Annotated in this window: 19 protein-coding genes; 10 read left to right on the top strand and 9 right to left on the bottom strand. The window is 72.7% G+C overall.

The features are described 5' to 3' along the window. Window positions 1–6: 6 nt before the first annotated feature. Window positions 7–771 (bottom strand): alpha/beta hydrolase, encoded by a 765-nt coding sequence (locus Msi02_RS02035; protein WP_079313328.1) that lies wholly within the window; start codon window positions 769–771, stop codon window positions 7–9. A 118-nt stretch (window positions 772–889) separates the two neighbouring features. Here Msi02_RS02035 and Msi02_RS02030 point away from each other — a divergent pair, with 118 nt between their 5' ends. Both Msi02_RS02030 and Msi02_RS02025 read left to right on the top strand, forming a co-directional pair. After that, window positions 890–1,588 carry a lysophospholipid acyltransferase family protein gene (locus Msi02_RS02030; protein WP_079313327.1) on the top strand — a complete coding sequence of 233 codons (699 nt, stop codon included), beginning with the start codon at window positions 890–892 and terminating at the stop codon, window positions 1,586–1,588. A 181-nt stretch (window positions 1,589–1,769) separates the two neighbouring features. Continuing rightward, window positions 1,770–3,308, top strand: a complete 1,539-nt coding sequence (locus Msi02_RS02025) for an MDR family MFS transporter (protein ID WP_204046796.1) — start codon at window positions 1,770–1,772, stop codon at window positions 3,306–3,308. Between the two features lie 46 nt (window positions 3,309–3,354). Here the strand turns inward: Msi02_RS02025 and mmuM are convergent, their stop codons facing one another. From mmuM to Msi02_RS02010, 3 genes are all read right to left on the bottom strand, one after another. Then, the gene (mmuM, locus tag Msi02_RS02020) at window positions 3,355–4,209 is read right to left on the bottom strand and encodes a homocysteine S-methyltransferase (RefSeq protein ID WP_079313325.1); all 855 of its coding nucleotides are present in this window, start codon (window positions 4,207–4,209) and stop codon (window positions 3,355–3,357) included. A gap of 355 nt (window positions 4,210–4,564) precedes the next feature. Further along, on the bottom strand, window positions 4,565–7,144 hold the full coding sequence (locus Msi02_RS02015) for a VIT domain-containing protein (protein WP_204046795.1): 2,580 nt from the start codon (window positions 7,142–7,144) through the stop codon (window positions 4,565–4,567). Beyond that, window positions 7,141–8,136, bottom strand: coding sequence for a MerR family transcriptional regulator (locus Msi02_RS02010; RefSeq protein WP_204046794.1), 996 nt, complete (start codon window positions 8,134–8,136; stop codon window positions 7,141–7,143). The genes Msi02_RS02015 and Msi02_RS02010 overlap by 4 nt, the downstream gene beginning before the upstream one ends. A gap of 404 nt (window positions 8,137–8,540) precedes the next feature. On the opposite strand from Msi02_RS02010, the gene Msi02_RS02005 reads away from it, so the two are divergent. Then, on the top strand, window positions 8,541–9,680 hold the full coding sequence (locus tag Msi02_RS02005; protein WP_204046793.1) for an alkaline phosphatase PhoX: 1,140 nt from the start codon (window positions 8,541–8,543) through the stop codon (window positions 9,678–9,680). Between the two features lie 117 nt (window positions 9,681–9,797). Here the strand turns inward: Msi02_RS02005 and Msi02_RS02000 are convergent, their stop codons facing one another. Continuing rightward, entirely contained in the window at window positions 9,798–10,541 is a 744-nt protein-coding gene (locus tag Msi02_RS02000) for a trypsin-like peptidase domain-containing protein (protein WP_204046792.1), read from the bottom strand. Window positions 10,542–10,580: 39 nt separating this feature from the next. Then, window positions 10,581–11,489, bottom strand: coding sequence for a bifunctional helix-turn-helix transcriptional regulator/GNAT family N-acetyltransferase (locus Msi02_RS01995; protein ID WP_204046791.1), 909 nt, complete (start codon window positions 11,487–11,489; stop codon window positions 10,581–10,583). Window positions 11,490–11,752: 263 nt separating this feature from the next. Here Msi02_RS01995 and Msi02_RS01990 point away from each other — a divergent pair, with 263 nt between their 5' ends. From Msi02_RS01990 to thiI, 4 genes are all read left to right on the top strand, one after another. Next, window positions 11,753–12,778, top strand: a complete 1,026-nt coding sequence (locus Msi02_RS01990; protein WP_204046790.1) for a 6-phosphofructokinase — start codon at window positions 11,753–11,755, stop codon at window positions 12,776–12,778. Window positions 12,779–12,963: 185 nt separating this feature from the next. Then, a complete protein-coding gene (gene macS / locus Msi02_RS01985) occupies window positions 12,964–14,202 on the top strand; it encodes a MacS family sensor histidine kinase (RefSeq protein WP_204046789.1) in 1,239 nt (412 codons plus the stop codon). Window positions 14,203–14,309: 107 nt separating this feature from the next. After that, a complete protein-coding gene (locus Msi02_RS01980) occupies window positions 14,310–14,960 on the top strand; it encodes a response regulator (RefSeq protein WP_204046956.1) in 651 nt (216 codons plus the stop codon). Between the two features lie 130 nt (window positions 14,961–15,090). Continuing rightward, window positions 15,091–16,287 carry a tRNA uracil 4-sulfurtransferase ThiI gene (gene thiI, locus Msi02_RS01975; RefSeq protein ID WP_204046788.1) on the top strand — a complete coding sequence of 399 codons (1,197 nt, stop codon included), beginning with the start codon at window positions 15,091–15,093 and terminating at the stop codon, window positions 16,285–16,287. An 88-nt stretch (window positions 16,288–16,375) separates the two neighbouring features. Here the strand turns inward: thiI and aroF are convergent, their stop codons facing one another. Beyond that, window positions 16,376–17,428 (bottom strand): 3-deoxy-7-phosphoheptulonate synthase, encoded by a 1,053-nt coding sequence (gene aroF, locus Msi02_RS01970; RefSeq protein ID WP_204046787.1) that lies wholly within the window; start codon window positions 17,426–17,428, stop codon window positions 16,376–16,378. A 250-nt stretch (window positions 17,429–17,678) separates the two neighbouring features. On the opposite strand from aroF, the gene Msi02_RS01965 reads away from it, so the two are divergent. Next, window positions 17,679–18,299 (top strand): sulfite oxidase-like oxidoreductase, encoded by a 621-nt coding sequence (locus tag Msi02_RS01965; RefSeq protein WP_204046786.1) that lies wholly within the window; start codon window positions 17,679–17,681, stop codon window positions 18,297–18,299. Window positions 18,300–18,326: 27 nt separating this feature from the next. Continuing rightward, complete coding sequence (locus Msi02_RS01960; protein ID WP_239108032.1) at window positions 18,327–19,469, top strand: sensor histidine kinase; 1,143 nt, start codon at window positions 18,327–18,329, stop codon at window positions 19,467–19,469. A gap of 54 nt (window positions 19,470–19,523) precedes the next feature. On the opposite strand, the gene Msi02_RS01955 is transcribed toward Msi02_RS01960, so the two are convergent. Next, complete coding sequence (locus Msi02_RS01955; protein WP_204046785.1) at window positions 19,524–20,891, bottom strand: sensor histidine kinase; 1,368 nt, start codon at window positions 20,889–20,891, stop codon at window positions 19,524–19,526. A gap of 215 nt (window positions 20,892–21,106) precedes the next feature. On the opposite strand from Msi02_RS01955, the gene Msi02_RS01950 reads away from it, so the two are divergent. Next, the gene (locus tag Msi02_RS01950; protein WP_204046954.1) at window positions 21,107–21,835 is read left to right on the top strand and encodes a LytR/AlgR family response regulator transcription factor; all 729 of its coding nucleotides are present in this window, start codon (window positions 21,107–21,109) and stop codon (window positions 21,833–21,835) included. Window positions 21,836–21,882: 47 nt separating this feature from the next. Here the strand turns inward: Msi02_RS01950 and Msi02_RS01945 are convergent, their stop codons facing one another. Beyond that, a complete protein-coding gene (locus Msi02_RS01945) occupies window positions 21,883–22,464 on the bottom strand; it encodes a TetR/AcrR family transcriptional regulator (protein WP_079313314.1) in 582 nt (193 codons plus the stop codon). Window positions 22,465–22,498: the final 34 nt, after the last annotated feature.

Here is a 22,498-nt window from a genome sequence, read left to right as displayed (position 1 = left end):
CCCGGGTCACAAGTCCTTCGTCAAGGGTACCGAGGCGTGGGAGCGGATGAACTCCAGACTCCCTTCGAAGATCACAGGCGCGTCGTTGTCGAGGGTGGCGACATGGTAGCTGTCCGCCAGCTCCCGGACCTCCAGATTGTTTCCCATTCTCGCCCGAAGGAACGCGACGCTCCCCGGCTTTACCACGTGGTCGTCCCTGCTGTGGAACACCAGCACCGGCTGGGTCACCTTGGCGATGTCGGACTGGACGAGCCTCCACAGCCGGGGGAGCGTGGCGGCGGCCCGGACGGGCGTGCGTGCATAGCCGAGCTCGCTCTCGCCCTCCTTCTTGATGTCGCCCGCCACCCCGGGGATCGAGCGTACGACGTACTTCAGCGCCGGGGCCAGCCGCAGCAGCGGCACGTCGTTGACCACGGACGGGTTGACCACCACGACGCCCGAGACGGCGTCACCGTGAACCTCGGCCAGGCGCAGCGCCATGCAGCCGCCGAGTGACAGGCCCATCACGAACGCCTCCGCGCAGCGTCCGCGCAGGTCGGCGAACGCCTTGTCCAGTTCGGCGTACCAGTCCTCCCAGCGCGTGCGGCTCATCTCCTGCCAGCTCGTTCCGTGTCCTGGAAGGCGCGGCAGGGAGACCGTCAGCCCCGCCCGGGCCAGGTGTTCACCCCACGGCCGCAGGGACTGCGGCGAGCCGGTGAACCCGTGACAGAGCAGGACGCCGATATCGCCGCCCTCGTGGTGGTACGGCTCCGCACCGGGCAGCACTGGCATGGGTGACCTCCGTGAAACGGCGGCGTGTTCCGCCCGATACTCGCACGTTGGTCAGCGTTAGTGCGAGAGGGCTGGGCGTGCGAAGATGACTGCACATCCGAGCCGAGGGGGTGCCCGCGTGTTTTATTGGGTGGTGAAGGCCATCCTCTGGCCGATCCTCCGCTTCGTGTTCCGCCCCTGGGCCGAGGGGGTGGAGAACGTGCCGAAGGAGGGCCCGGCCATCCTGGCCGGCAACCACCTGTCGTTCGCCGACCACTTCTTCGGGGCCGGATTCCTGCCGCGCAAGGTGATCTCTCTGGGAAAGGCCGAGTATTTCACTGGACGCGGGCTCAAAGGAATGGTGAGCCGCGCTTTCTTCTCCGGCGTCGGCACCGTTCCCATCGACCGTTCCGGCGGCAAGGCGAGCGAGGCGGCGCTCCGCACCGGCCTGCGCATCCTCAGGGAGAACCAGGTGCTCGGCATCTACCCCGAGGGAACCCGCTCGCCCGACGGCCGCCTCTACAAGGGCAAGACGGGCGTGGCCCGGCTCGCGCTGGAGTCCCGGGCACCGGTGATCCCGTGGGCCATGGTCAACACGTTCGAGATGATGCCCCCCGGCCGGCCGATCCCCAAGTTCGGCATCCGCCCCGGCGTCCGGTACGGCAAGCCGCTCGACTTCTCCCGCTACTACGGCATGGAAAACGACCGCCTCGTGCTGCGCGCGGTAACCGACGAAATCATGTACGCGCTGATGGAGCTGTCGGGTCAGGAGTACGTCGACAGGTACGCCGCCTCGGCCAAGACGGAAACGACCAGGGCAGCTCGCGAGAATTCCTAATACTTCCGGACCGGAGGGGTAACGTGGCGGTGTCCACCGCGCACGTTGGGACGTTCAGACACGTCCGGATCGGAAGGCGTAGGAGCATGCCAGCACGCAGGCACCGCACATGGGCCCGGCCCGGCGCCGCGAGGCACGGAGCGGGGGACACCGCCCGTGACGCCGCTCGCGGGTGCCCCGCATGAGCGTCCGCGAGGAGCAGCAGGCCGCCCCGGGATATCTGCCGCACCGCCAGATCCTGGTCGTGCTCTCCGGAGTGGCGGCCGGAATGCTGCTGGCCGCCCTCGACCAGAGCATCGTCGGCACGGCCCTGCCGCGCATCGTCAGCGAACTCGGCGGCCTCGACAAGCTGTCGTGGGTCGTCACCGCCTACCTGCTCACCTCGACCGCGGCGACCCCGCTGTGGGGCAAGATCTCCGACCTGTACGGCAGGCGGACGATCTTCCAGACCGCCATCGGCATCTTCCTGCTCGGTTCGGTGCTGGCCGGGCTGAGCCAGAACATCGGCCAGCTCATCGGATTCCGGGCGATCCAGGGCCTGGGCGGCGGCGGCCTGATGGCGCTGGCGTTCAGCATCATCGGCGACGTCATCCCGCCGCGCGAGCGCGGCCGATACCAGGGCTACTTCGGGGCCGTCTGGGGCACCTCCAGCGTCGCCGGGCCGCTGCTCGGCGGCTTCTTCACCGACGGCCCCGGCTGGCGGTGGATCTTCTGGATCAACCTGCCGATCGGGCTGATCTCGCTCGTCGTGACCTCGATGGCGCTGCGGATCCCCTTCACTCGCCGCAGCCACCGCATCGACTACCTGGGCGCGGCGCTGATCGTGGCCGGGGTGTCGTGCTTCCTGCTCTACCTCGACTGGGCGGGCGGCGAGATCGGCTGGACCGCCCCCGGCTCGCTGGCCCTGCTGACCGGGTTCGTGGCGCTCGCGGCCCTGTTCGTGTTCGTCGAACTGCGGGCGGCCGAGCCGATCCTGCCGATGCGGCTGTTCCGCAACAAGATCTTCAGCGTGGGCAACGGCTTCAGCTTCCTCGCGGGCCTGGCGATGTTCGGCGGTATGATCTTCCTGCCGGTCTACCTCCAGGCCGTCCAGGGCATGTCGCCGACCGTGTCGGGCCTGGCGCTGCTGCCGGCCGTCCTGGGCATCTTCTCCACGTCGATCACCTCCGGCCAGATCATGAGCAAGACCGGCCGATACAAGATCTTCCCGATCCTGGGCGGGGCGGTCCTCCTGGTGGCCATGTGGCTGCTGTCCACGATCAAGGTGGACACGCCGTACTGGCAGGTGGCGGTCTACGCGTACCTCTTCGGCGCCGGGCTCGGGTTCACGATGCAGACGATCGTCACGGCGATCCAGAACGCGGTGGAGCGCGCCGACATGGGCGTGGCGACGAGCTCGGCGACGTTCTTCCGGATGATGGGCGCCGCCATCGGTACGGCGATCATGGGCGCGGTCCTCACCAACCGGCTCGCCCACTATCTGGCCGCCGAGTTCGGCGGCAGGATGCCGCCGGGGCGCGTGGACGCCAACAACGTGCAGGCGATCCAGCATTTGCCGCAACCGGCCAAGGATCACGTGCTGGTCGCGTTCACCAGCGCGATCGACGACGTGTTCCTCGCCAGCCTGCCCTTCGTCGCCCTCGCGCTGGTCGTGGCTCTCTTCCTCAAGGAGATCCCGCTCGCCACGCGGAGCACCGAAGGCCCGGCCGCCATGGGCTGACCCCGCGCGTGGCCGACGTCGCCGGGCTCGCTCGCCCGGAGCGGGCTCAGGTGAGGTGGGAGCGGATCTCGCGGATGTGGGCCGGGGTGGTGCGGCAGCAGCCGCCCACGTAACGGGCGCCGAGCGAGGCCCACCCGGCCGCCGCCCTGCCGAACTCGACGGGATCGGCGAGACCCAGCCAGCGCCGGTCGGCGGCGTCCCAGGTCTCGCCCGAGTTCGGGTAGACGATCGAGGCTCCGTGCTTGATCAGGTCGGGGATGAACCGCGGCGCGGTGCAGTTGACGCCCACGGCGACCACCTGGGGGAGGTCCGCGAAGATCGCCGCGCACTCCTCGAACGGCGTCCCGTCGCTTACGTGCTCGCCGTCCCGGCAGGAGAAGGTCACCCACGCCCGCACGGACGGCGTCTCGCGCAGGAGCCTCGCGAGCGCCCGCGCCTCGGCCCGCGAGGGGATCGTCTCGCACGCCAGCAGGTCGGCCCCCGCGCCGGCGAGGATCTCGAAGCGCTCCCGATGCCACTCGGCCAGGCCGTCCTCGTCCAGGTCGTAGTCGCCGGTGTACTCCGCGCCGTTGGCCAGGTAGGCGCCGTACGGCCCCACGCTCGCGGCGACGAGCCCGTGCCCCGCCTCGTCCCTCGCCTGTACGGCAAGCGTCACCGACAGCCGGATGAGGTCGCGGGCCTGCTGGGGAGTGAGGCCGTGCCGTACGAACCCGGGGACGCTCGCCTGGTAGCTCGCCGTGGTGGCGACATCGGCCCCGGCCCTGAAGTAGTCGAGGTGCGCCTGCCGGATGACGCCGGGATCGTCGGCGAGCAGCCGTGCCGACCATAGGTCGTCGCTCAGGTCGCAGCCGAGCGTCTCCAGGTGCGTGGCGAGACCGCCGTCAAGGACGATTGGGTTCATATCGGGCAACACTACGTGGTCGTGGCGGGCAACATCCCGGTGAGGAACCGATCGGCGATCCCAGGCGTTGGCGGCACATGGGGCTGAAAGGGCTCATCAATCGGTTGCTGCGCCGCCGGTCTCCCGTCCCCGCAGGTGGACGCGACGATCGGCCCGACACGGGAGGGGTGAGGGAGCCGCGGCGTCCCGCACCCACCCCGCCGTCCGACGTCATTCGCCTACCCGAACCCTCGTAGGGGCTTCGCCTACAGCGGAACCCGAACCGACGCGGCCGGGCCCGGCTTCCCCGCCGGTGTCCCGGCCGCACTCGATTCAGCCTCGCCACGTCATCTGACGGCCTCCCACAGGTGGCGTCTCACGATCGCTTCCAGAAGGGACGCCGGCCCTCCTTCGCGCCAGGGCCGGGGGACGTGGCACCCGGGGTCGCGGAGCCTGGGGTCGCGGAGCCCGAGGATGCGGGGCCCGTTACGGCGGAACCGGAGCGGCCGGTCAGCGCGGTCAGCAGGTCGGCCGTCCGCCACCAGAGGTCGTCGAGCGAGACCTCGGCCCACTCGGCCCTTTCCAGGTCGGTCGCGAGCGCGGTGAGGTCCGGGTGCCCCCCCACCATCTGGGCGACGACGCGCAGGCGACTGGCGAGATCCGCCAGATAGCGCCGCCGCTCCCGCTCGGGCAGCGACTCCGCCTGGCCCAGCTTCGTGAGCTCCTCGGCCAGCAAAGGCCGGATGCCCTCGAAATCCGTGACCGGTGCGGTCCCCTCGCCGGGATGCGGAAGGAAGCGACCGACGGAGAACCCGCGGGAGGCCCGTCTCGGACCCGGTGCGGGCGCGGCGGCGTACGGCGGGGCGGAAGGCGCGGCAGGAGGCGCGCCGGGCGGCGGGGCCGCTGCGATGGGCCGGTCCGCCGCCGATCCGGAAGCGGCCTCCGGCCCGGCCGTGGTGAAGGCGGCCATCCTCGCCATCATCGGCGCGCCCGCCGCCATCATCGGCACCGCGGTCGGCATCTCCCAGCCGCTCGGCGGTTCGACCGGCTGGATCACCCGATGCTCCGGGCCGCCCTCGCCGGTGACGCGGGTGTCGACGGCCACGAAGGCGGTGAACCGGCACAGCACGCCGAAACGCAGCGAGGCGTCGACGATCCGCTGTTCGAGCGAGTGGTCGCCCATGGCGTACCGGTCTTCCAGAGTGCGCAGATGCGCCCGCGCCCACAGGGCCCGGGCCGCCGGGCCGTGGGCGGGACGGCCCTCGATCCGCTCCTCCCAGGGGCGGCCGTCCGCCGTGCGGCCATGCACGGTGAGGGCTCCGGCGGGCCGCCGTCCCCGGTAACGCCCGCTCACGACCAGAGGGACGCCGGGGTAGAGCGACCCGGCGTGCGTGACGGTGTCCGCCACGAGATCCATGCCTTCCGCCTTCAGCGCGACGTCCGTCACCAGCGGCGAGCCGATGCGGCGGTGGATGTGCTCCATCGCCGCATCGAGCCGGTCCTCCGACTCGACCAGCTCGCACCGGCCCGAGCCGATCAGGGCCAGCCGTCCGAGGAACCCGGCGTTCACCGCCCTGTCGATGCCCACGGTGTGCACCCGGACGCCGTGCAGCCGGGCGCCGACGCGTTCGAGGATCTCGTCCTCGTTGCCCACCTGGCCGTCGGTCACCAGGACGAGAACCCGATCGCGTGCCTGCTCGCCGGACGGACCGGATGCGCTCTGGCCGTCGAGCAGCCGCAGGGCCTCCTCCAGGGGAGCGAGCATCTCCGTGCCTCCGCGGGCGTCGAGCCGGGACAGGTGCTCGACGGCGCGGTATCGGTTGCGGTCGCTCGCGTCCACCAGGCCGCCGGAGAAGGCCCGCTCCACCACCGAATCGAACGAGAGCACGGCGAACCGGTCATTCCGGGTCAGCGTGTCGACGATCCGGGCGGCGGCGCGCCGTGCGGCCACCATCTTCCAGCCCGTCATGCTGCCGGAGCGGTCGAGCAGCAGGACGACGTCACGGGACACGGTCCGGGTGGCGTCGTCCTTCGGCGGCAGCAGGGTCAGCACGAAGGTCCCCTCGGCGTCCGCCGTGTCCTCCGCCGCGTCCTCCGCCGAGCCGCTGCCGTCGGCCGTGCCCTCACCACGTGAGCCGGAGTCTGTGGCGGCGTCCGGGACGAGCGCGAGCGACGAGGAGGCGTCGAACGCCAGACGCAGGATGAAGTCCCGGTCGAGCCGCTCGCCGGGCCGCAGGCTGATCGTGTCTCCCTCCCGGTCGACCTCGTGCAGGCTGGAGCGGACCTCCCGCAGGTCGAGCCCGGCGGGGTCGATCGTCGTCGCGAGCGACAGCCGTACGGGATAGGGGAAGCCGGGAAGCAGGACGGGCGGCGTGATCCGGGAGGCGTCGGGCACGGCGTCGGTGTCGGGCGACACGCCGTCACCGGCCGGAGCCCCGGGCAGCGGAGCCCCGGGGATGTAGCGGGGCGCGACGACCAGCGGGAAGCGGAACTCGGCCGCGCCGTCCTCGTAGGGGAGCGGCTGGCTCAGCATGAGGCGGACGACCACCCGCTCCCCGGGGACGATGTTGCCGACCCTGATCGTGAACACGTCGGGCCGGTCCTCCTCGGCGATCGCGGCACGCCTGCCCTCGGCGAGCGCCCGGTCGTAGTCGGCCCGTGCCTGCCCGCGCTCCTTGAGCACGCCGTCGACCACCCGGTCGTCCGCCTCCATCCGGAAGGCGGTGACCGCGGCCCGCGGCGGCAGCGGGAAGACGTACGTCGCCTCCAGCGACACGTCGAAGGCATTGCGGAAGGTCTGGACGACCTCGACGCCGGCCACCAGTCCGGTGACGTGGGCGGTGACGTCCACGCTCTCCAGCGGAAGGTTGCCCTTCTCGGTCTCCAGCGCTCCGAGCCCGGCGTCCGGCACGGGCCGGCACTCCTCCGGCCGCAGAGGTGTGATGGGAACGGTCATGACGTCATCCCTTCAGCGTCGGAAGCATGTGGATCGAGTGCCGAGGCGTCGTCGGTCTGATGGGCGCCCTCGAACGGCCCGGCCAGGCCGAGCGTGGCGAGGGCCGAGAGGAGCGGCGCCGCGGCCCGGCGCAGCGCGGCCACCTCGTGACCGTCCGGGACCCGGTGGGCCGGGTCGAGCAGGACCGTCACCCCGGGTGCGAGCCGCACACCGTGCACGACGTCCGCGTGCGGGACGTTTCCCCGCGCGGCGCGCGGCCTCTCATCCCGCGGAGGCGCCGCGACCGGCAGGAGATCTCCCGGGAATGCGACGGGATCAGGAGGGGAGCCGGCCGGGCCCGATGCCACGGAAGGCGCGGTGACGGCATCGGCAGGATCGGCCGGGAAGTGGCCGGAGGCCGCTGTGGCGGCGGATGAGGCCGGGCGCACCCAGAAGCGGTCGCGTGCCGCCGGCCGCGCGACGTCCGGAACGGCGGGCGGGGTGCCCTCTTCCGGCCTCGTCCCGCCCCGATCAGGCGCCGGCGGTGTCGCAGTATCGGGCGTGTCCAAGAGGTGGCTCACGGCGGCCGGGGCCGCCGGGCCGCGCGGGGAAGGCGGGACGAGCGGCCGGGGCGCCGGCCCGGATGGCGGCTCGGACGGCGGCCCGGTGAGCCCGGCGGCGCGCTGGAGCATGGCGTCGGTCGCGCCCGCCAGCTCCGCCTGGATGGCGGCGATGGACAGGCCGTCCGCCTGACGGCGCTTCACGGCCACGAGCTGGAGCAGGTGACGGCGGCCATAGAGGGCGACCCGGCCGCGCCGGCCCAGCGGAGGGTCGAGCAACCCGATGGTCGTATACCAGCGGATGAGACGTTCGTTCGGCACCTCGCGGACCCTGCCGTTGACGCGCGACTCCGGACCGCTGTCGCGAGGCTCCTGGCCGTCGTCACGCCGCTCCTGGCCGAGCAGGCCCGCCGCCCGCTCCGCCAGTTCGCCGATCGTCCAGGTATCGCTCATGCCTCCACAATGACACTGTCACGATGACACTGTCAACGTCGTCTCCGTCATGCGGCGCCACGGTTTTCGAAGAGTTCGTCTCGGCGAGGGACGCCGCTTCTCCCGCCGTTCACATGGGACGGGTCGACTGGGCGCCCGCGACGTGTGCGACGTGCCGCCGCGGGAGAAGAAGACGCGGGGCAAGAAGACGCGGGGCGAGAAGACGCCGGACAACGAAGACCCGGACAAGTGGACGCCCGACACGTAGACGTGGGACAGCACGACCCGGTCGTTAGCTCGCCGGGCGGGTAGGGGGAGCGGGCGGCCCCCGCCCGGCCCGGGCTCGGCGGCCGTGCGGAACGAGAGAACGGCCCGCCGGGGGCCGGACCGGCATGACCAGGGGCAGGTCGAGGAGGCGGTCAGCGGTGCAGGGTACTTCCGTCCGATCGGCGGCGCTCTCGGCGCTGCCGGGAGCGTTGTGGCGCGCGGCGTTCGCACGGCCCGGCGACGGGCGCGAGCCGCCCGGCCGGAGCGAGCCGTACGGGCAGGGGGATCCGGACGGTCAGGGGGATCCGGACGGCCCCTTCCCACCGGACGTGCTGCGGGCCCTGCCGCCCGGCTTCGCCGTCCGGATCGTGGCGCGGTCGGGAGAGCGGGCCGGGGGAGTCGTCTGGCACGCGGCCCCGGACGGCGGCGGATGCTTCCCGGACGGGGACGGCTGGATATACGTGTCCAACTGCGCGCTGCCGCTGCTCGGCGGCGTCACGGCGCTGCGCTTCGCGCCGGACGGCGCCCTGCGCGGCGGATATCGCATCCTGTCCGGCGCCGACCGCAGCGGAGCCGGCGCCGCGACACCGTGGCGCACCTGGGTGTCGGGCGAGCGGACGCCGTACGGCCGGGTCTTCGAATGCGACCCGTACGGCCTGCGCGCCCCCATGCCCCGGCTCGCGATGGGCCTGTTCACCCACGGCGGCGTGGCCTGCGACCCCGACCGCGGCGTCGTCTACCTCACCGAAGGGGAGCCGGACGGATGCCTGTACCGGTTCCGCCCGGACGACTGGGGCGACCTCACGACGGGTGTGCTGGAGGTGATGACCGGCGCCCCCGGCGAGGAGTCCGTGGCCTGGGCGCGGGTGCCGATCCCGGCCCTCCCTGACCATGTGCCCCTGCGCGAGCAGGTGAAAGGCGCCAGGAGGTTCGCGGGCGGCGGTGACTGTCACTATGCCGACGGCCTGGTGTGGTTCGTCACCGAGGGCGACGGCCGGGTGTGGGCGTACGACGCCGCCCGCGAGTGCCTGACGGTGTCGCACGACACCGCCCGCCGGTCCGGCGGCGGTGAGAACGGCGAGATCACCCTCCTCGCCGGGGACCGGGCGGTGCCGTTCCTGCGCCTCACGGGAGGCTGGACCGTCGCCGGCCCCTCGATGTCCCCGGCCGGCGACAGGCTCTACTTCTCCTGCCGGCCACCGCGGGATGCCGGCCCAGAACCGCAGGGGGGCAGGCCCGCTCCTGGCGCCGTGACCGTCGAGGTCCGCGGGCCGTTCCGCGATCTCGTCCGCGCTTGAGCCGGCGAACCGGCAGTCGTTCCGGATGCCGGGCATGCTCGGCGGGCGGCACCCGGCCGGGCGACGGGCGCGTCTCGTACCGCCGGACGCGGCAAGGCGCCCGTCGTGCTCTCGCTGTCAGGAGCAGGGGCCGTGCGGCACGGCGGCGGTGGCGTTCTCGCCCGCCGCCGCGACCGCCTCGATCTGGGCGGCGGTGAGCGCGTAGCCGACGTCGGCCCTGTCCATGTCCGCCGCGAAGACCATGCCCATCGCCCGGTCCCCACGGGTGACGAGCGGCGCGCCCGACATGCCGGGTGTGATGGCCGCGCCCTGGAAGCGGTGGACTTGTCGCGACACCCGTCTGCGGTTGTAGATGTCGTACGACTCGGCGGGCTCATCCGGCCGCACCGTGGCGGGAAGCACGGCCGGGGCGGCCGCGCCCTTGCGGTAGCCGACGACCACAGCGGTGGTCCTCGCGGCCTTCGTGAGCCGCAGCGGCCGGGCGGTGAGCCCCGGTGCCCGCAGGACGGCGGCGTCGACCTCAGGGTCGAAGGCCACCACCCGCGCGGCGAACCGCCGCCCGTCGTCGAGGACCACCTCCAGGTCGCGGTCCACTCCCGCCACGGTGTGGGCGTTGAGCAGGATCCTCTCGGGCGCGTAGACGAACCCGGTCGCCTCCGTCCGCCGGCCGCAGGAAGAGGCGAACCCCCAGACCTTCACCACGCTGTGCGCGGCCGGGGCCTGAGCCCCGGCCGTGTGGCCGACGGACGGCGGGTGGGCGGGCGGTGCGTGCTCAGCCGCGGTCGTGCATCCCGCCGTGCTCCCGGCCACGCACACCGCGAGGGCGACCGCTCCCGCGCCCCGCCACACCACTCGCCGCATGGGGATCATGGTACGGACCGCCCGGACGGGCCAGGAAGGTCACAGGTCTCTGGCCCATATCTGCTCGTTGACGGGGATCCCCGATTCCTCGCCCGGGTGCTGCTCCACCAGTTCGAACCCCGCGGCCTGGTAGATCCGGCGGGCGCTCGCGAGCGTGTCGCGGGTCCAGAGCATGATCCGCCGGTAGCCGGCCGCCGTGGCGAAGCGCAGGCACTCCTCGACCAGCCGCCCGCCGATGCCCATGCCGCGCGCGGACGGCTCGACCAGCAGCAGGCGGAGCTGGGCCGTCGTGTCGTCCTTGCGGACGCAGAAGACGCATCCCACCGGCTCGCCGCGTACCTCGGCGATCCAGCCCGCCTCCCTGCGGGGGTCGTGGTTCTCGACGTACTCGGCGACGATCCGCGCGACCAGGGCCTCGAACGCGGCGCCCCAGCCGTACTCCTCGCTGTAGAGGACCCCGTGCCGGTGCACCACCCAGCCGAGGTCGCCCGCCCGCGGCGGCCTGATCACGTACGGCTCGCGCCGCTCGGCGGGCTCGAGCAGGCTCCGCACGGTGCCCATCGCGGAGACGAGCCGCCGGCGTTCGGGATCGGTCAGCTTCGCCAGCAGGGTCTCGATCTCGGCGCCCGAGCGCCGGTCGAGCATGGCGAAGGTGTCGCGGCCCTTGGCGGTGAGCCGTACGACCTGGCGGCGGGCGTCCTCGGTCGACCGCTCCCGGGACACGAGCCCGTCGCTCTCGAACCTGGTGAGGATCCGGCTCAGGTAGCCGGGGTCGAGACCGAGCATGCCGCGGAGGTCGGCGGCGTCGGCCGCCTCCCGGGTGCCGAGTTCGAACAGCACCCGCGCCTCGGTCAGGGAGTAGGGGGTGTCGTGCATTCCCGCCCCGAGCACGCCGATGACGGACGTGTAGAAGCGGTTGAACGCGCGGACTTCCGGAACGATGTCCATTTTTCCCTTGCCTAACTCAAGGAAATGTTTGACGGAGTCAAACATAGGGCCGCGGCGACCGGTTGGGAAGACGCCTCTCACGACGCGTGCGGTCTCGCCGTGCGAGACTGAGTTGGTCTGGTCGGCCGGGTGGCGTAGCCTCTCCTTTTGGTCTAGACCATTGAGATAGGCTCGTGCAGAATGCGGTGCGGTGGAGCGCCGGGGTCTGCGTCGGGCCGGCCGCGCCATTCCACGCGTAATCCCAGATGGAGGAAGAACCCGTCATGCGTATTGGAGTCCTGACCGGAGGCGGCGACTGCCCCGGGCTGAACGCGGTCATCCGCGGCGTCGTCCGCAAGGGCGTCGGCGTGTACGGGCACGAGTTCGTCGGATTCCGGGATGGCTGGCGTGGCCCTCTGGAGGGCGACACCATGCCGCTCGACATCCAGGCCGTTCGGGGCATCCTGCCGCGCGGCGGCACGATCCTCGGCTCCTCCCGCACGAACCCGATCAAGATCGAGGGCGGCGTCGAGCGGATCAAGGAGAACCTCGCCGCGCAGGGTGTCGACGCGCTCATCGCCATCGGCGGTGAGGACACGCTGGGCGTGGCCAAGCAGCTGTTCGACCGCGACGTGAAGGTCGTCGGCGTGCCCAAGACGATCGACAACGACCTCAACGCCACCGACTACACCTTCGGCTTCGACACCGCGGTCAACATCGCGATGGAGGCCATCGACCGGCTGCACACCACCGCCGAGTCGCACCACCGCGCGCTGATCTGCGAGGTCATGGGCCGCCACGCGGGCTGGATCGCGCTGCACGCGGGCATGGCCGCCGGCGCCAACGTCATCCTGATCCCGGAGAAGCCGTTCGACATCGAGAAGGTCTGCGCCTACGTCGAGTCGCGCTTCAAGACCCGCTACGCGCCGATCATCGTCGTCGCCGAGGGCGCCCACCCGCTCGAGGGCCAGATGGCGCTGCAGACCGGCGAGCTGGACGCGTTCGGCCACGTGCGCCTCGGCGGCATCGGCGAGATGCTCGCCAAGGAGATCGAGAAGCGCACCGGCAAGGAGGCCCGCACCACGGTCCTCGGCCACATCCAGCGCGGCGGCACGCCGACCGCCTACGACCGCGTTCTCGCGACCCGCTTCGGCCTCGGCGCGATCGACGCGGTGCACGAGGGCGACTTCGGCAAGATGGTCGCGCTGCGCGGCACCGACATCGTCCGCGTGGCCCTCGCCGAGGCGACCGCCGAGCTCAAGACCGTGCCGGCCTCCCGCTACGAGGAGGCCGAGGTCTTCTTCGGCTGATCGGTCGCGGGCCCGTCACCACGGCCCGCGCACGATCCGGTACGGCTCCCGCGTCGCCCCGCGGGAGCCGTACGCATGCGTGGCCCCGAACGGCGCCATGTGAGCCGCGGGGGCGCGGCGATTGCCTGAGTATGTGAGCGGAGGGCCCGGCCCTCTCGGACTCGATCAGGAGAGGGCGCCGCGCGATGGGCATCGAGGGACCGTTCTGGCGGGCGATCGCGGTCTTCCGCGTGGCGTCGCTCGCGTACGCGGCGCTGCTCGTGCTCAGGGCAGGCGGCTACGCCCGTCCCGCCGTGGCCTGGGCCGTCGTCGGCGTGATGGCCGTCTGGACGGTCGTCATGCTCGTCCCGCGTGCCGCCGCGCGGCGCGGGCCGCTGCTGGCCGCCGACCTCCTCGTCACGGTGGGCTGCCTGCTGGCCACGCCGTACGCGCAGAGCCGCGGCGACATTCTGGCCGGGGCGATCCCGATCACGGCGACCTGGGTGGCCGGGCCCGTCCTGGCGTACGGCGTGGCCCGGGGACGCCGGGCCGGTGCGGTCGCCGCCGCGGTCATGTCGGCGGCCGACCTGTGGCTGCGCAGCGGCAACGGGGTCGACCTCGCCTCGATCCCGGTGAACGGCGCCGTGCTCATGTTCATGGCCGGAGTCGTCGTCGGGCACGTCGCCCGGCTCGCGCGGGAGGCCGAGGAGCGCATGCGGCGCGCCGCGCGGATCGAGGCAGCGGGCCGCGAGCGGGAGCGGCTGGCCCGGGGCATCCACGACTCGGTGCTCCAGGTGCTGGCCCTGGTGCAGCGCAGGGGCGCGGAGATCGGCGGCGAGGCGGCGGAGCTGGGCAGGCTCGCGGGGGAGCAGGAGGCGGCGCTGCGGGCGCTGGTGCAGGCGCCGCCCGTCGCGGACGCGCCGGCCCCCGCCGCGCCGCCCGGTCTTCGCGGCCGGCTCCGGTCGCCGGCGCGGGCTCGCCGTCCCCTCGCCGGCGCAGGGATCCCTCCTCGAACGGACCTCACCGCGGAGTCCGAGGTCGATCTGCGTGACCTGCTGCGGCCGTACGGCACGTCCCGGGTGATCGTGTCCGCGCCCGCGACACCGCTGCCGCTACCGCCGGAGAGCGCCCGGGAGGTGGCGGCGGCCGTCGGCGCGGCCCTCGACAACGTCGTGCGGCACTGCCCCGAGGGCACCCGCGCGTGGATACTCGCGGAGGAGGACGGCGGCGCGGTCGTCGTCACCGTACGCGACGACGGACCGGGCATCCCCGAGGGCCGGCTGGAACAGGCGGCCCGGGAGGGACGCATGGGCGTGGCCCGCTCGATCCGGGGCCGCGTGGCCGACCTCGGCGGCACGGTGGCGATCACCTCGTCGCGGGCGGGAACGGAGATCGAGCTGTCGGTCCCGGTGTGGGCGGACGAAGGGAACGAGAGGCGGTCGTGAGCGGAGACGAACGGCTGCGCGCGAATGATTCCGCGCGCCCGCCCACGCGGGCAGGGGCCGAGGACGGGGCGGTGGCCGGCGGCGGGGAACGCCCGCGGGTGCGGGTCATGGTGGTGGACGACCACCCGATGTGGCGGGAGGCGGTCGCCCGCGACCTGACCGAGGCCGGGTACGACGTCGTCGCCGCCACCGGGGAGGGCCGCCAGGCGCTGCGCGTCGCGGCGGCGGTGCGGCCGGACGTGGTGGTGCTCGACCTGCGGCTGCCCGACCTGCCGGGCGTGGAGGTGGCCAGGGGGCTCGGCGCGTCCGCGGTCCCGCCGCGCGTGCTCGTCCTGTCGGCCAGCGCCGAGGAGGCGGACGTGCTGGAGGCGGTCAAGGCGGGCGCCTCCGGATATCTCGTGAAATCGGCGAGCCGGGAGGAGTTCCTGGACGCGGTCCGCCGCACCGCCGAGGGCGACGCCGTCTTCACTCCCGGCCTGGCCGGGCTGGTGCTGGGGGAGTACCGCAGGCTGGCCCACCGGACGCCCGGCCCCGGCCGGGACGCGGAGCGGGACGGCCCCCGGCTGACCGACCGGGAGACCGAGGTGCTGCGCATGGTCGCCAAGGGCCTGACCTATCGGCAGATCGCCGAACGCCTGGTGCTGTCGCATCGCACCGTGCAGAACCACGTGCAGAACACGCTGAGCAAGCTCCAGCTCCACAACCGGGTCGAGCTGGTCCGCTACGCGATAGAGAAGGGCCTGGCCGAACTCGACTAGGGCTGTCGCGGCGGCGGCATTACAGTGGGGAAGCCCGCATCGCGGTGACGCGTTGTTCCTTGGAGTATGTCGCCCGGCCGTGCCCTCCCCGGCCTGCCGGCCGTCCATGTCCGTCCGGAGGTTTCCACAGATGACCATGACCGCCCTCGGAGAGCCCTCGGTGCTGCTCAAGTTAGGCGAGGTGGTTCTGAAGGGCCGGAACCGCGAGATCTTCGAGATGCGCCTGCGGGCGAACATCAAGCACGCTCTCAAGGACCACCGGGTCGACATCCGCCAGCGGCACGGGGTGATCGCCCTGTTCCTGCCCGCCGGGACCGACGTGGAGGAGGCCGAGACGGTGGCGGCCCGCGTGGCCGACGTGCCCGGGATCGTGCTGGTCCACCTGGCCTGGCGGGTGCCGAAGGACCCCGACTCGATCACCAAGGCCGCGATCGAGCTGATCAGGGACAGCGACGAGGTGGCCCGCAAGGCGCGCTTCGCCGTACGGTCGCGCCGTCGCGACAAGCGCTTCCCGCTGCGCTCCAACGAGCTCGACCGCGTGGTCGGCGGGGCGATCAACGACACCTACGGGCTGCCGGTCGACCTGAGCAGGCCGGAGCTGACCGTGCACATCGAGGTGGACAAGGACGAGGCGTTCCTGTTCACCGGGGGCCGGCCGGGCCAGGGCGGCCTGCCGGTCGGCTCCAGCGGCCGCGCGCTGGCGCTGCTGTCCGGCGGCATCGACTCGCCGGTCGCCGCCTACCGCATGATGCGGCGCGGCCTTCGGGTGGACTTCCTGCACTTCTCCGGCATCCCGTTCACCACCTCCGAGTCGATCTACAAGGCGTACGCGCTGGTGCGCAACCTGGACAAGTTCCAGGGCAAGTCGCGGCTGTGGGTGGTGCCGTTCGGCAAGGCGCAGCAGTCGATCAGGAACTCCGGCCAGGACCGGCTCGCGGTGATCGCGCAGCGGCGGCTGATGCTCAAGACGGCCGAGGAGGTCGCCCACCGCATCCACGCCGAGGCGCTGGTCACCGGCGACAGCCTCGGGCAGGTCTCCTCGCAGACCCTGGCCAACATCACGGCCCAGGACCACGCCGTGGACCTGCCGATCCTGCGCCCGCTGATCGGCCTGGACAAGACCGAGATCATGGCCGAGGCCCGCCGGATCGGGACGCTGGAGATCTCCGAGCTGCCCGACGAGGACTGCTGCACGCTGCTCGCGCCCCGGCAGGCCGAGACCCGCGCGAAGATCGAGGACCTGAAGCAGATCGAGCGGCGCCTGGACGCCGAGGACCTCGCCGCCCAGCTCGCCGACTCGATCCAGCCGTACAAGCTCGACGTCTGAGACGGCGTTCGCCGCCGGCCCGGCCGGGGCCCGGGACCGCCTGACGCGGTCCCGGGCCCCGGCGGGAGGCGATCGGGCGGGGACGGGTTCAGGCGGGGATCGGGGACGCCGTCGCGGTGGACGTGACGGTCGCGGTGCGGCCCACCAGCGGGGGGAAGTCGCGCATGACCGCCGCGAGGTCGTCCAGGTCGCCGTTCACCAGGGCCTGCGGGCCGTCGCACAGGGCCTGCTCAGGGTGGGGGTGCACGTCGACGATCAGGCCGTCGGCCCCGACCGCGACCGCGGCCCGCGACAGCGGCAGCACGAGGTCGCGCCGGCCGCCGGAGTGCGACGGGTCCACGATCACCGGCAGATGCGACAGCCGCTGCACGACCGGGACCGCCGAGATGTCGAGCGTGTTGCGGGTGGCGGGCTCGTAGGTGCGGATGCCCCGCTCGCACAGCACGATGTCGAGGTTGCCGCGCTGGGCGACGTACTCGGCCGCCATCAGCCACTCCTCGATGGTGGCCGTCATGCCCCGCTTCAGCATGACCGGCTTGCCCGCCGCGCCCACGGCCTGCAGCAGCGCGAAGTTCTGCGCGTTGCGGGTGCCGACCTGCAGCATGTCGGCGTACGACGCCACGAGCGCCACGTCGTGGGCGTCCACGACCTCGGTGACGATCGGCAGGCCGGTCTCCTCGCGCACCTCGGCCAGGATGCGCAGGCCCTTCTCGCCCAGCCCCTGGAAGGCGTACGGCGAGGTGCGCGGCTTGAAGGCGCCGCCGCGCAGCAGCGTCGCGCCCGCCGCCTTGGCCATCAGCGCGGCCTCCAGCGTCTGCTCCGGAGTCTCGACCGCGCACGGGCCCGCGATCAGCGTGACGGTGTCCGGGCCGATCGGCACGCCGCGCACCGTCACCGTGGAACGTTGGGGATGGTTCTCCCTGCTCACGAGCTTGTACGGCGTGGAGACCCGCACGACGTCCGCGACGCCCGGCATGGCGCGCAGGTTCAGTGTGGCGAACTGCTCGACGTCGCCGATGAGGCCGATGATCGTACGGTTCACGCCGCGGCTCGCGAACGCCTCCCCTCCGGCGGCGGCGACGAGGTCGGCGATCGCCTCGATGTCGTCCTGCGTGGCCTCGGGGGTCATGACGATGACCATGGTGACTCCTGTTGCTGTCGACGGTGCGGGTCCGGAAAACGACGAAGGCCCCGGGTCCGTGTGGACCCGGGGCCTTCGTTCGCCGTGGCTGTCAGCGCAGCGCATGGAGGCGATCGGTCCTCACGGGTCCGTCGCCATACCAAAACGACCAAGCGGTGCGCATGTGACGCAATATAGCGCACGCTTCCTTGATCGTGCCGCACTCGCACCTCCGGGGTCCGGTGCGGCCGTCCTCGAGGCGGATGGCAGGATGGCACGCGTGCCGGAGAAACCTGAGGAGGAGACGCGCCTGCCGCCGGGCCAGTACGTCCCACGCGGACGGCCGGTCGTCCACTACGGGAGGGTCCCGGCCTTCCGCCCTGAGACCTGGCGTTTCCAGGTGTTCGGCGCCACGGCCTCGGGCCGGGTCCACGAGTTCTCGTGGGAGGAGTTCGCCGCGCTGCCGAGGACGACGGTCGTGGCGGACTTCCACTGCGTCACCAAGTTCTCCCTCATGGGCAACGAGTGGGGCGGCGTTCCCACGTCGGCGCTGCTCGACCGCGTCCCCCCGGCGCCGGGCGTGCGCCACGTCATGGTCTGGGCCGAGTACGGCTACAGCGCCAACATGCGCATGTCCGACTTCGACCGCCCGACCACGCTGTTCGCCACGCACCTCGACGAGAACCCGCTGTCCCCCGAGCGCGGCTACCCCGTACGGATCGTGGTGCCGCACCTGTACGCCTGGAAGAGCGTGAAGTGGGTGCGCGCGGTCGAGTACCTGACCGAGGACCGGCGCGGCTTCTGGGAGGAGCGCGGCTACCACAACGTGGCCGATCCCTGGAAGGAGCAGCGCTACTCATACCAGGAGGACCCGGGCGACGGCCCTCCCTGAGGCCGCCGAGCGGCTACGGTGTCCGGCGTGTCTTCAGCCGTCTGGGTCACGCTGTGCGCGCTCTGCGGGGTCTGCGGCGGCGCGCTGGGCCGCGCCCTCGCCTGTCGCGGGCCGGCTCCCGGCGAACTGCCGGGGGAGGCGACGTTCCTCGCCCTGCGCGTCGCCGGGCTGGCCGCGGGCTCGCTGCGCGCCGGGCTGACCCGCGGTTCCGCCCGCCGCGCCGTACGGCACCTGCGGACGTTGCTCGGCACCGCGGGCCTGGTGGTCGCCACGAACGACCGCGTCCTGGCCAGGGACGGCACGGGTGCGCCGCCGGACGAGGCGGTCCTCGCCGAGGTGCGCGCGGCCATGGCGGGCGGCAGGACGCGCCTCGCCCGCGCCGCGGGCGGCGACGGATGCGGGGTGGTCGTCCCCCTGACCGTGGAGGGCAGGACGGTCGGCGCGCTCGCGGCGTACGACACCGAGATCGGCACCGGCCTGGTGCGCACAGCGGCCGAGGTGGGCCGCTGGATGTCCGGCCAGCTCGAACTCGCCGAACTCGACGCCTCCCGCAGGCGGACCCTGGAGGCGGAGGCGCGGGCCCTGCGGGCGCAGATCTCGCCCCACTTCGTGTACAACTCGCTGACCACGATCGCCTCGTTCGTCCGGACCGATCCCGAGCGCGCCCGCGAGCTGCTGCTCGACTTCGCCGACTTCATCAGGTACGCGCTGCGCCGGGCGGCCGACTTCACCTCCCTCGCCGACGAGCTGAGCTGCGTGGACCGCTACCTGCTGCTCGAGCAGGCGAGGTTCGGCGACCGGCTGCGCTTCACCGTCCAGGTCGCCCCCGAAGTGCTGCGGGTGGACGTGCCGTTCCTGTGCCTGCAACCCCTGGTGGAGAACGCGATCAAGCACGGCATGCCGGGGGAGGTCCGGGTCGTGATCAGGGACGCGGGGCCGGAGGCGCACATCTGGGTCGAGGACGACGGCGTCGGCATGGACCCCGAGCATCTGCGGGCCGCGCTCGCCGAGGAGAGCAGCGGGATCGGGCTGAGCAACGTGGACCTGCGCATGCGCCACCTCTACGGCCAGGACTACGGGCTCATGGTCGAGACCGCGCCCGGCAAGGGGACCCGCATCCGGCTGCGCATCCCCAAGACCCGCCCCCGCGCCGTCCCCGCCCGCTCCTGAGAGGCCGGCTCCCGTCGAGCAGGTGCCGGGGGCAGGCGCCCCGGATCCCTGCGCTCAGCCGGTCAGGAGCGGAAGCCGCAGGACGAACCGGGCGCCGCGCGGGGATTCCTCGACGCACAGGCTGCCCTCGTGCGCGACCGCGATCGCCCGGCACAGGGCCAGGCCGAGGCCGCTGCCGCCGGGATCGAGGCGCCGCCCCGCTTCCAGGCGGGTGAAGGGTTCGAAGATGCGCTCCCTGTCCTCCTCGTCGACGCCGTCGCCGTCGTCCAGCACGACCACCAGCGCCTGGTCGCCGGCGCGCTCGGCGCTCACGTCCACCTGGCCGGTGGCGTGGCGCTGCGCGTTCACCAGCAGGTTCGTCACGATGCTGGCCAACTGCACGCGGTTGCCGAGGACACGTACGTCCGGCTCGGTCCTGGCGTGCACGGGCACGCCCGTGGTGCGCGCCGCCGCCTCGTCGCGTACGAGCGCCCCGAGGTCGACCGGCTCGGACGAGCACGGCGTGTTGCGGAGCCGGGCGAAGGCGAGCAGCTCGTCGATGATCTGCTGCATGCGATCGGCCGCCGGCAGCGATTTGGCGATGGCCTGCCGTGCCTCCGTCTCCGGGTAGAGCAGCGCCTCCTCCAGCCCGGTGCGCAGGCCGGTGAGCGGGGACTTGAGCTCGTGGGAGACGACGGCGGCGAACTCCCGCTGCCGGGTGACCGCCGCCTCCAGCCGGCCGAGCGTCTGGTTCGCGGCGCGGGCGAGCTGCGCGATCTCGTCCCGGCCTGACGGCTGCGGCACCCGCAGGGACAGGTCGTTGGCGGTGATCTCCGACATCCGCTGCCGGATCGCGTTGATCGGCCGAAGGATACGGCCCGCCGCCCGCCAGGTCGTCCACGTCCACAGGGCCGCCAGCAGCGCCCCGCCGGAGCCGACGAGGAACTCCAGCCGGTGCCCGCGCAGGGCGGGGGGCTGGTCCGTGCCGGCGTAGACGAAGTGGGGCTCGCCGCGCCAGAGCTCCCAGGCCTGCAAAGACGGGACCCGGCCGGCGGTGAGCATGACGCACCGCTCGCTCTCGGGGCACTCGGTCACGTCCTGGAAACGGTTCTCCTCGGTCGGCCGGACCGTGCTCAGCGGCCGGTCGCCGGCCATGGGCCCGGCCATCGTCACCCGGCCCCGCGAGTCGACGAGCTGGACGAGCGGGACCCGCGCCGTCGGCGACGGCGGCGGAATCTGCCCGCTTTCCATCAGGCCGATCCACTCGGTGGCGACGCGACGCGTCTCCTTGAAGACCTCGCTCTCGATCCGGTGCCGGATCAGCAGGCACAGGCCGGTCGCGATCACCGCGGCGACGAGTACGGACACCGCCGCCACGGTCAGGGTCACGCGCACCCGGATGGAGTGGGGGAGGGGAAGGAACACGCCCGGCCTGATGCTCATCGAAGTTCCTCGTTCGGCCTGGTCTCCCTGTCAACGGTAGGCAGCCCTGGCGAACAAATAGCCCTTCAGGCGGCAAAAGCCAAATAGCTCTACCTAGTCTTGGCCTGGAGCTTGCCCGGGTACCCACCGCGATGGTGGCGGAGAGTATCGGGAATGTCACCTACCGCTCGGTCACCCCTTGCGCGGAGGGCGGGGAACGCGGCACGGTGGACGCCATGCTGCGTGTCCTCGCGGTGGACGACGAGGTCCCCGCCCTGTCCGAGCTCGCCTTCCTGCTCCGTCAGGACGCCCGGGTGGAGCACGTGAGGACGGCGACCGACGGCGGGGCCGCCCTGCACGACATGGTCCAGATGATCGCCGACGGGGAGCGCCTCGACGGTGTCTTCCTCGACGTGCGCATGCCGGGCCTCGACGGCCTTGACCTGGCCCGGCTCATCGGCGGTTTCCCCGCGCCTCCCCGTCTGGTCTTCGTCAGCGCCCACGACTGCGCCGTCCAGGCGTTCGAGCTGGAGGCCGTCGACTACCTGCTCAAGCCCGTACGCCCGGAACGCCTGGCGGAGGCCGTACGCCGGCTCTCGGCCGCCGTCGCGCCTCCCGGCGCCGAGGAGGACCTGGAGACGATCCCGGTCGAGCTCGGGGGCCGCACGAAGTTCGTGGCCCGGCAGGACGTGTGCTACGCCGAGGCGCACGGCGACTACGTCCGCCTGCACACGGCCGACGCCGTCTACCTCGTGCGCATGTCCCTCGCGGCGCTGGAACGCCGCTGGGCGGGCGCGGGGTTCGTCCGGGCCCACCGCAGCACCCTGGTCAACGCGCGGCACGTGAGCGAGCTGCGCTTCGACGCCGGGCGGGTGGTCCTGCAGGTGGGCGGCGAGACGCTGCCGGTGAGCAGGCGGCACACCCGGCAGGTGCGCGAGCAGCTCGTCCGCCAGTTCCGTCCCTGAGCCTCCACGCGATCACCCGCCTCCGTCGTGGCGGGCCGTACGGCGCCTCAGGGGCGGGCCGGGGACACGACCATGCCGCTCTCGAAGGCGCGGGTCACTGCGGCCGCGACGCCGTGCCGGGGGAGCAGCCCCTTCTCGGCCGCCTCCCAGCCGGTGTAGGTGAGGGCCCACAGCACCTGCTGGATCCACTCGGCGCTGACGCCGGGGTCGAACACGCCCTCGGCCTGGCCGCGCTCGATCAGGCCGACGGTGGTCGGCACCGACAGGTCGGGCTCGAAACAGGCCGTGAACTCCTCGAGCACCCGGGGGTCGCCGAACAGGAACGCCAGGCGGTCCCCGGCGTCCACCAGGGCGGCGATCAGCCGGCGCATCGCCTCGAGCGGCGGACCCTGGTCGATGGCCGCCTCGGCCGTCGATCTCTCCACCACGCGGAAGGAATCGACGACGGCCGCGTTCACGAGGTCCTGCCGGTCGGAGAAGTAGCGGTGCAGCGTGCTGCGGCCGATCTCGGCGGCTTCGGCGATGTCCGCGAGCGTCGCGCCGCGATCGCGGGCGAGGACCGAGGCCGCCGCGGCGAGGATGGCACGGCGCGTGCGGCTGCGCGTGCCCGATTCCCTGGTGTCGGTCACGCCCGGAAGGCTAGCAGCGGCGCTCAATAGGAGA

The sequence above is a fragment of the Microbispora siamensis genome, assembly GCF_016863095.1.
In the GTDB taxonomy this organism is placed as follows: Bacteria; Actinomycetota; Actinomycetes; order Streptosporangiales; family Streptosporangiaceae; genus Microbispora; species Microbispora siamensis.
Note: the sequence above shows the minus strand (reverse complement) of the source record. Positions and strands in the feature narration are given on the sequence as shown.